This is a genomic window from Pseudomonas sp. P5_A2_2, assembly GCF_054177685.1.
In genome coordinates this window covers 1-8,844 of sequence record NZ_JBGCUL010000123.1, presented here as the reverse complement: position 1 = coordinate 8,844, position 8,844 = coordinate 1, and the positions used below count along the sequence as shown (strand labels likewise).

Here is an 8,844-nt window from a genome sequence, read left to right as displayed (position 1 = left end):
GCCGTGATTTGCTCGGGGGCAGCGGCGAGTTGCCGATCTATGGCTTGCTGGGGCTGTCKGTCGAGAACGATCAGGCTGCATACGCCCGCGAGCTGATCACCGCGTACAATGCCGCGCTGCCGCTGTCCGGCGATGAACCGGACAGCTTTCCCGGCACGCTGGTCTGTTAGGCTGGCGTTCGTTTGATCAAGAGCCGTGTTGCCCCATGTGTGGACGTTATGCCCTGTTTCGCTGGAACCCCGCCTTCGCGGCGCTGCCCGGTTTTCCCGCCGACCAGCAGGCGCAGTGGAACATTTCCCCCAATGATTCGGTGTTGATGCTGCGGGCCGAGCCTGACGGTCAACGCACGCTGGCCCGCGCCCGCTGGGGCCTGACGCCACCCTGGCTGACCGATCTGTCCCGCACTCCGGCCCACGCTCGTGCCGAAACCGTGGCCGAACAACCGATGTTCCGCGAAGCCCTGCGCTTGCGCCGCTGCCTGTTGCCGGCCAACGGTTTCTACGAATGGCGCGGCACGACGCGCAAGCGCCCGTACTGGCTGACACCGGGGGAGGGTTCGTCATTGTTTTTTGCGGCGATCTGGGAGGCGTATCCGGTGCAAGAGCAGGTTTGGCTGAGTACCGCCGTGATTACCCAACCGGCGGCAAGCCAGCGGCGGCCGTTGATTCTTGATGAGGTGGGGCAGGCGGCGTGGCTGGATCCCGAGACACCGTTGCATGCATTGCAAGCATTGCTGGCCAGTGAGCCTGCCGTGTTGCGCGAGCGGGTGCTGGCCAACATGGTGAATGATCCGAAGCTCAATGGGCCGGAGTGCCTCACTCCGGGTTGAATTATTGGGTGGCTGAGCCGGCCCCATCGCGAGCAAGCTCGCTCCCACATTGGATCTGTGGCGTACACAAATCCCCTGTGGGAGCGGGCTTGCCCGCGATGGGGCCTTTGGATCAAACCCTGAACTGATTGATCAACCGCCGCTGCTGCTCGGCCAACCTGGTCAAATTCGCACTGGCCGCGCTCGACTCATCGGCGCCGCCGGCCACTTCATTGGCCACCTGACCGATGTTGATCACGTTGCGGTTGATGTCGTCCGCCACCGCACTTTGCTCCTCGGCCGCGCTGGCGATCTGGGTGTTCATGTCATTGATCACCGACACCGCCTGAGTAATGGTTTCCAGTGCTTCGGCGGCCTTGGAGGCGTGCTGTACGCTTTCGTCCGTACGGTTCTGACTGTCTTCCATGACCCGCACTACATCCCGCGTGCCTTGCTGCAGTTGCTGGATCATGGTCTGGATTTCTTCGGTGGCCTTTTGCGTTTTCTGCGCCAGGTTACGCACCTCGTCGGCCACTACCGCAAAACCTCGGCCCTGTTCACCGGCGCGGGYGGCTTCGATGGCCGCGTTCAGGGCCAGCAGGTTGGTCTGCTCGGCGATCCCGCGAATGGCGGTGAGGATGGCGTTGATGTTTTCGCTGTCCTTGGCCAGGGTTTGCACCACGCCCACGGCGCGGCCGATTTCCACTGCGAGGGCGCCAATCGAGTTCGAGGTGTCGCGCACGATCTGCATGCCCTGGCTGGCGGCCTGATCGGCATGGCTGGCGGCCTGTGCGGCCTGGGTCGCGTTGCGCGCCACGTCCTGGGCGGTGGCGGTCATTTCCTGCACAGCGGTGGCCACCTGATCGATCTCGGCCATTTGCTTGTGTACACCGGTATTGGTGCGGATGGCGATGTCGGCAGTGTGTTCCGACGAATCGCTGACGCTCTGCACCGACGTCACCACCTGGGTGATCATCGCCTGCAACTTGGCCAGGAAAGTATTGAAGCCTTTGGCGATCGAACCCAGTTCATCGGCGCGGTCGCTGCTCAGGCGCCGGGTCAGGTCACCTTCGCCCTGGGCGATATCGTCGAGCATGGCCACCATCTGCTTGAGCGGACGGGCGATGCCGTGGCCCACCAGCCAGATCACCAGCAAACCGATACCGGCAATCACCAGACCGACCATCGCCATGCCGAAGGTGTCGGATTTGCGCTGTGCGTTCAGGTCGGCCTGGAGTTTTTGCAGGTCGGCCATGACCGCATTAAGCGGCAACTGCAGCATCAAGGTCCAGCGGGCGTCAGTCTGGCCGATGCCGAACGGCAGGTACAACTCGATCCGGCCTTGGGCCTTGTCGACGGTATAGGTGACTTCGCCGCGCTTGAGATTGGCCATGTTGGCGATCTGCTTGCTGTCGAGGATGTCGCTGACCTTTTCGCCGAATTTGCTCGGATCCTTGGTGTAGGCAACGATCCGGCCATTGCCGCCGATCAGGGCCATTTCCCCGGCGCCGCTGTAGAGTTTCTGGTTGGCGCCCAAGAGCATTTCCTGGATGAAGTTCACCGACAGGTCGGCACCGACGATGCCCTGGAAGGCACCGTTGAGCATGATCGGCTCAATAAAGGAGGCGAGCATGACGATTTTGTCGCCCACCTTATAAGGCGCCGGATCGATCACGCAGGATTTTTTGGTTTCTTTTGAGCACAGGTAGTACTCGCTGGCGCGCACGCCGGTGGACAGGGTTTTCTGGTCGTCGACGTCCACCAGTTTGTCCAGGCCCAGGGTGCCGTCGTCGTTGCGGAACCACCAGGGCAGGAAGCGCCCGTTGGCGGCGTCGATGCCGACTACCTGAGTGCCGACATAGGCCGCATCGTTGTGATCCAGTGCGTCTTTCTCCCAACCGATATAGGTGCCGAGGATTTTCGGGTTCTTGACCACGTTTTCCTTGATCAGACCGATCAATTGCTCGCGGCTGAGGCTCAGCGCAGGCTGGCCATCGGTACCCGGTGTGCCGATCAGGGCGTTGACCCGCACCAGCCCGCCGGCAATCAGCAGCGGTGCTTCGAGTTCACGCTGGATCTGGCTGACCTGGGTTTGCGCCAGGGACGTCAGGCGCTGTTCGATGACTTGCTCGAATTGGGCCTGGGTCCGCTCCTGGACCATGTCTTGGGTCCGGGCGCCGGAGAGCAGCGCATACACCACCAGCGCTGCCACGACACTAAGGACAATGGCGCCGGCAAGGGCTGCCACGGAAAACTGGATCGACTTGAATTTCATGGGGGCTCCGCACGCAAAAGGACGTCTGCCCAGGTGTATCGGCAGAGTGTCGGACGGGCATGAGCGCGGGCAGCTGAAATGACTGTTTTTGCGTGTCGGATGTCGCAAATGAATCCATGCGCGGCGTGATGGACTGCGGGTTGTTGCCGTATGTGAATTTTTTCTACGGCGATGAGAGCTTTGTCCGAATTGTGCGTCTTACGTCCATTGTATCTGGCGTCTAGACATTTCCACGCCTAGGATACGCGGCATGTTTTCAGGGAAATTTTTGATGAACAAGATTTTGGTTGTCAGTGCACTGAGCGCAGCGCTGCTGCTCACCGGTTGTCAGTCGGTCAATACCACCAGCGGCGGTGCAGTGGGCATTGAGCGCAAGCAGTACATGTTCAGCATGTTGTCCGCGCAAGAGGTCGACCAGATGTACGCCCAGTCCTATCAGAAGACCGTGGGCGAAGCGTCCAGCAAAGGTGTGCTGGACAAGACCAGCAATGAAGCCCGGCGGGTTCAGGCGATTGCCGACCGGCTGATTGCCCAGACKCCGACGTTTCGTCCGGACGCGGCTCAGTGGAAGTGGGAAGTCAATCTGATCAAGAGCGATGAGCTCAACGCCAACTGCGGCCCTGGCGGCAAAATCATCTTTTACACCGGCCTGATCGACAGACTGAAACTGACCGACGATGAAATCGCCGCGATCATGGGGCATGAAATCGCCCACGCCCTGCGTGAGCACGGTCGTGAAGCGATGTCCRAGGCTTACGGCATCGAAATGGCCAAGCAGGGCGCCGGTGCCTTGTTGGGATTGGGGCAGGACACCATGGCCCTGGCCGATACCGTGGCGAACTACGGCATGACCTTGCCCAACAGCCGCGCCAATGAAAACGAAGCGGACCTGATTGGCCTGGAACTGGCGGCCCGCGCCGGTTACAACCCGAATGCCGCAATTACCCTGTGGAACAAGATGAGCAAGGTCTCGGAAGGTGCGCCACCGGAATTCATGAGCACTCACCCGGCGTCGTCGAGTCGTATTGCGGCGTTGCAGGCGGCGATTCCGAAAGTGATGCCGTTGTATGAGCAGGCCAAGAAATCCTGACGGTCATCTATTGAGGCTTCGGGCCTCATCGTCGGAGCGCCGCCCGGAGCAAGCTCGCTCCCACATTGGTTTTGTGCTCGACGCCGAACCCTGTGGGAGCGAGCTTGCTCGCGATGAACGATAACGCGGTCTATCGACCTAAACCGTCAAACCCACCCGCTGCTCTGCATCGCCTTGTACACCGCGACAATCGCCAGGATGAAGAACGCCGACGCCGCCAGTCGACGGATCAGGGTCAAGGGCAATTTGTCTGCGGCAAAGTTGCCCGCCAGTACCACCGGTACGTTGGCAATCAGCATGCCGAGGGTGGTGCCGATGATCACCAGCCAAAGCTCTGGATACTGGGCCGCGAGCATCACGGTCGCGATCTGCGTCTTGTCGCCGATTTCCGCCAGGAAGAACGCGATCAGCGTGGTCAGGAACGGCCCGAACTTGCGGGCGGTGCTGGCTTCGTCGTCATCCATCTTGTCCGGGACCAGGGTCCACAGTGCGGTCGCGGCGAAGCTCGCGGCGAGGATCCAGTGCAGCATCGTATCCGAGAAGAAACTGCCGACCCAGGCGCCTATCGCACCGGCTGCAGCGTGGTTGGCCAGGGTCGCGGCGACGATACCGGCGATGATCGGCCAGGGCTTGCGGAAGCGGGCAGCGAGAATGAGCGCGAGCAGTTGCGTCTTGTCGCCGATTTCGGCCAAGGCAACGATTGCGGTAGGTACGAGTAGTGAATCCAGCATCAGGGGTTTTCCTAAGGGGCGGGTCGACACGGCTATGACACGTACAGCCTTCCCGCCCCGGGTAAGGTGTTCGTGTCATAGGTCTTGTCAAACCCTGCGATCCATCTGATGTGGATGCTTGGGTCGCATGCGCCATGGTCTTTTGACCAAGTATGTTGACGCATGCCGGACGAGCGTGGCGCTCGTGGGAGACTACTCCCCTAGGACGGAGCGGATTCTGCCTAGGCAAAATCCATTCGGCAAGTACAAATTCTCAGCCGCGCTTTGCCCGGTAGATTCTGAAGCCCTGTCCTTCCGCCTTGATCGCACACACGCCCAAATGCTCTTCGATCAGCGGTTGATACTTCAGGAAGCTGTTAGCTACCAAGCGCAGTTCGCCACCGTTTTTCAGATGTTTGGCTGCTTTTCGCAGCAAGTTTTCGGTTGCGAAATAGTCGGTGTGCACCCCGACATGGAACGGCGGATTGCTCAGAATCGCACTCAAACCCATCGGTGCGGCATCGATTCCGTCACCGGTAATCACCTCGGCTTCCAGACCATTGGCAGCCAAAGTCAGACGACTGCTGGCAGCGGCAAAGGCATCCACATCCAGCAACGTGACCTGGTTGTGCGGGTAACGACGTTTCACCGCTGCCCCCAGAACCCCGGCGCCACAACCGAAATCGAGCAGGTGACCGCCGGGCAGTTTGTCCAGATGTTCCAGCAGCAGCGCGCTGCCGCGATCCAGGCGACCATGGCTGAACACCCCCGGCAAGCTGATGACCTTCAGCGGGCCTTCGGCCAGCGGCAGTTCGTAGGTCTGCGCCAGGCTTTCCAGCGGTTTGGCTTCAGGCGCGTTGGCCACGGTGACCAGCCAGAGCTGGCAGTGTCGCGCGCTGTCGAGTTTGCGTGGCTTGCCGAACGGGTTGAGTTGTTTGGCGGCACCTTCGATGCCGCTTTTTTTCTCGCCGACCAGGTACAGCTCACGGCCGGCCAGCCGCGAGGCGAGGGCGTTGAGGATGTAGTCGGTCAGGTCCTTGGCCTTGGGCAGAAACACCACGGCGCTATCGAACTCGCGCTGCGGCGCATTCACGCCAAAATGGCTGCGCTCGGCAAAGCGGGCGTCCAGCGCGGCCTGATCGCCGGCGTGCCAGCACCAGCCATGAGCTTCGGGCAGACGGCCCAGCAAGTCGTCGGCGGGCAAACCGGCCAGCAACACCGAACCCTGGAATAACTCGGCCTGACGAAGCAGTACTTCACTGCGCGGATCCATAACTGCTCCCGTTAAAAAAAGTGCCGCAGTTTATCAACTGACGACCCGCAGCGCCTTACCGCTGAAGTATCCCAGTGCGTTTTCGGTCACTTGGCCAACGATTCGCTGACGCGCTTCGCGGCTGCCCCAGGCGTTGTGCGGGGTGACGATCAGGCGCGGAATGTCGTGGGCCAGCAGCGGATTGCCATTAATGGGGGKCTCGACGCTCAGCACGTCCGTGGCGGCGCCGCCCAGATGCCCGTTGCGCAGGGCGTCGGCCAGTGCCTGTTCGTCGATCAGACCACCACGTGCGGTGTTGACCACAAATGCACCGGGCTTCATCGAGGCCAGTTCACGGGCACCGATGAAGTGGCGGGTATGTTCGTTGAGTGGGCAGTGCAAGGTCAGGGCATCGACCTGTGGCAACAGTTCATCCAGCGGCAAGCGATCCGGCCGGGCGGGGCGTCCGGGAATTTGCCCCAGCAGAACGCGCATGCCGAAGGCTTCGGCCAGCCGTGCGACTGCGCCGCCCAATTCGCCGTGGCCCAGCAGTCCAAGGGTTTTGCCTTCGAGTTCGACAATCGGGTAATCCAGCAAACAGAACTGTTTGGCCTGCTGCCAGCGACCTTCGCCGACGGCTTTTTGATAATCGGCCAGGCGTGTGGCCAGGTTGAGCAGCAGCATGATCGTGTGCTGCGCCACCGATGGCGTACCGTAGCCCTGACAGTTGCACACAGTAATTCCGTGGGCGCGGGCGGCGGCGAGGTCGACGTTGTTGGTGCCGGTGGCGGTGATCAGGATCAGCTTGAGATCAGGGCTGGCGGCCATGGCGGCGGCATCGATGACAATTTTGTTGCTGATGGCGACGGTGGCACCCTTGAGGTGTTCAATGACTTGATCGGGCAAGGTCTGGGCGAAAAGCTGCAGTTCGCTGAAACAACTGCGCAGCGGATTGAGGTCAAGGTCGCCAAGGTCCAGGGACGGGTGGTCGAGGAAAACGGCGCGGCGAGTGTTCGTCATCAACTGTACCTTTTGTGCAATGAACTGAAGGCGTAATCTGCCGAGCCTACCAGATGAAATAAATAGATACGCTTGGCCTGAAGGAGCCCCCATGTACTGGACAGAATTCTTGACCGTTGCCCTGATTCACTTGCTGGCCGTGGCCAGCCCCGGCCCGGACTTTGCTGTCGTGGTGCGTGAGAGTGTTACCCACGGTCGCCGCGCAGGCACCTGGACCGCGCTGGGTGTGGGGACGGCGATTTTCCTGCACGTGGGTTATTCGCTGTTGGGTATCGGCCTGATCGTGTCCCAGTCGATCGTGCTGTTCAATGCCTTGAAATGGGCMGCCGCCGCTTACCTGTTGTACATCGGTTACAAGGCACTGCGCGCGCAACCGGCCAAGCCTGTGGTGGACGATCTGCACAAGGAAGCCGGCGAGCGCACCGCCCGTGGTGCCTTCACTTCAGGGTTCGTCACCAACGGTCTCAACCCGAAAGCCACGCTGTTCTTCCTATCGCTGTTCACCGTGGTCATCAATCCGCAAACGCCACTGGCCGTGCAGGCCGGTTACGGGGTTTACCTGGCGGCGGCGACAGCGGCCTGGTTCTGCCTGGTGGCGATGCTGTTCAGCCAGCAGCGCGTACGCGCCGGTTTCGCCCGCATGGGCCACTGGTTCGACCGGACCATGGGCGCGGTGCTGATTGCGATCGGTGTGAAACTCGCGTTTACCGAGATGCACTGACCGTAACGGTTCACGAATTGCTGCAAATGCTGGCGCAACGCTAGCATTTGCGCGGTTCTGCAAATCATTCCTTTGGCTGATTTGGCTGACGATCAAGGGCACTACAGTGCGTACTTTCAGTCACGACCGTGCAGTCAGAAAAAGGGATTCTTATGTTGCAGACTCGCGTTATCCCCCCGGCCGAAGGCGCTTACCAGTACCCGCTGTTGATCAAACGGCTGCTGATGTCTGGTGCCCGTTATGAGAAAACCCGCGAGATCATCTACCGCGACAAGTTGCGCTACAGCTACCCGACCCTGATCGAACGGGTGGCCCGCCTGGCCAACGTGCTGACGGCGGCCGGGGTCAAGCCCGGGGATGCCGTGGGTGTGATGGACTGGGACAGCCATCGTTACCTGGAATGCATGTTCGCCATCCCGATGATTGGTGCGGTGATCCACACCATCAACGTGCGACTGTCGCCGGAACAGATCCTCTACACCATGAACCACGCCGAGGACCGCTTTGTGCTGGTCAACAGCGAGTTCGTCGGCCTGTACAAGGCAATCGAGGGGCAACTGACCACGGTCGAGAAAACCCTGCTGCTGACTGACCTGCCGGAAAAAACCGCGGACCTGCCGAACCTCGTCGGCGAATACGAACAACTGCTGTCAGCGGCGAGCCCGCAGTACGACTTCGAGGATTTCGACGAAAACTCGGTCGCGACCACGTTCTATACCACCGGCACCACCGGTAACCCCAAGGGCGTGTACTTCACCCATCGGCAACTGGTGCTGCACACCATGGGCGTGTCGACCATCATGGGCGCGATCGATAGCGTGCGCCTGCTGGGCACCAACGACGTGTACATGCCGATCACCCCGATGTTCCACGTCCACGCCTGGGGCTTGCCGTACGTGGCGACCATGCTCGGGCTCAAGCAGGTGTATCCCGGCCGCTATGACCCGGAATACCTGGTGGAGTTGTGG

The 8,844-nt window shown here is 60.9% G+C and carries 8 protein-coding genes, 2 pseudogenes and 1 riboswitch; of the genes and pseudogenes, 5 read left to right on the top strand and 5 right to left on the bottom strand.

Translation table 11 applies throughout. The features are described 5' to 3' along the window. Together ACXRVY_RS10920 and ACXRVY_RS10915 are read left to right on the top strand one after the other, a co-directional pair. Positions 1–170: pseudogene (locus tag ACXRVY_RS10920) on the top strand (DUF2007 domain-containing protein); the annotation flags it as partial. Between the two features lie 35 nt (positions 171–205). Continuing rightward, a complete protein-coding gene (locus tag ACXRVY_RS10915; RefSeq protein ID WP_223461164.1) occupies positions 206–829 on the top strand; it encodes an SOS response-associated peptidase in 624 nt (207 codons plus the stop codon). A 112-nt stretch (positions 830–941) separates the two neighbouring features. Here ACXRVY_RS10915 and ACXRVY_RS10910 read toward each other — a convergent pair whose 3' ends face one another. Next, a complete protein-coding gene (locus ACXRVY_RS10910; RefSeq protein WP_458237377.1) occupies positions 942–1,685 on the bottom strand; it encodes a methyl-accepting chemotaxis protein in 744 nt (247 codons plus the stop codon). Between the two features lie 111 nt (positions 1,686–1,796). After that, positions 1,797–1,994, bottom strand: a pseudogene (locus ACXRVY_RS10905) (HAMP domain-containing protein); the annotation flags it as partial. 1,360 nt (positions 1,995–3,354) lie between these two features. Here ACXRVY_RS10905 and ACXRVY_RS10900 point away from each other — a divergent pair. Next, positions 3,355–4,173, top strand: coding sequence for a M48 family metallopeptidase (locus tag ACXRVY_RS10900; protein WP_458237376.1), 819 nt, complete (start codon positions 3,355–3,357; stop codon positions 4,171–4,173). A 146-nt stretch (positions 4,174–4,319) separates the two neighbouring features. Here ACXRVY_RS10900 and ACXRVY_RS10895 read toward each other — a convergent pair whose 3' ends face one another. The 3 genes from ACXRVY_RS10895 to ACXRVY_RS10885 form a co-directional block, all read right to left on the bottom strand. After that, a complete protein-coding gene (locus ACXRVY_RS10895) occupies positions 4,320–4,904 on the bottom strand; it encodes a TMEM165/GDT1 family protein (protein ID WP_223461170.1) in 585 nt (194 codons plus the stop codon). 89 nt (positions 4,905–4,993) lie between these two features. Next, positions 4,994–5,118: riboswitch (yybP-ykoY riboswitch) on the bottom strand. Positions 5,119–5,157: 39 nt separating this feature from the next. Next, on the bottom strand, positions 5,158–6,156 hold the full coding sequence (locus tag ACXRVY_RS10890) for a class I SAM-dependent methyltransferase (protein ID WP_223461172.1): 999 nt from the start codon (positions 6,154–6,156) through the stop codon (positions 5,158–5,160). A 33-nt stretch (positions 6,157–6,189) separates the two neighbouring features. After that, the gene (locus tag ACXRVY_RS10885; protein ID WP_458237375.1) at positions 6,190–7,155 is read right to left on the bottom strand and encodes a 2-hydroxyacid dehydrogenase; all 966 of its coding nucleotides are present in this window, start codon (positions 7,153–7,155) and stop codon (positions 6,190–6,192) included. Between the two features lie 91 nt (positions 7,156–7,246). Between ACXRVY_RS10885 and ACXRVY_RS10880 the strand changes: the two genes are divergently transcribed. Both ACXRVY_RS10880 and ACXRVY_RS10875 read left to right on the top strand, forming a co-directional pair. Beyond that, the gene (locus ACXRVY_RS10880) at positions 7,247–7,876 is read left to right on the top strand and encodes a LysE family translocator (protein ID WP_223461176.1); all 630 of its coding nucleotides are present in this window, start codon (positions 7,247–7,249) and stop codon (positions 7,874–7,876) included. 152 nt (positions 7,877–8,028) lie between these two features. Further along, positions 8,029–8,844, top strand: an 816-nt coding sequence (locus ACXRVY_RS10875; RefSeq protein ID WP_458237374.1) for an AMP-binding protein, incomplete at its 3' end; no start/stop codon positions are given.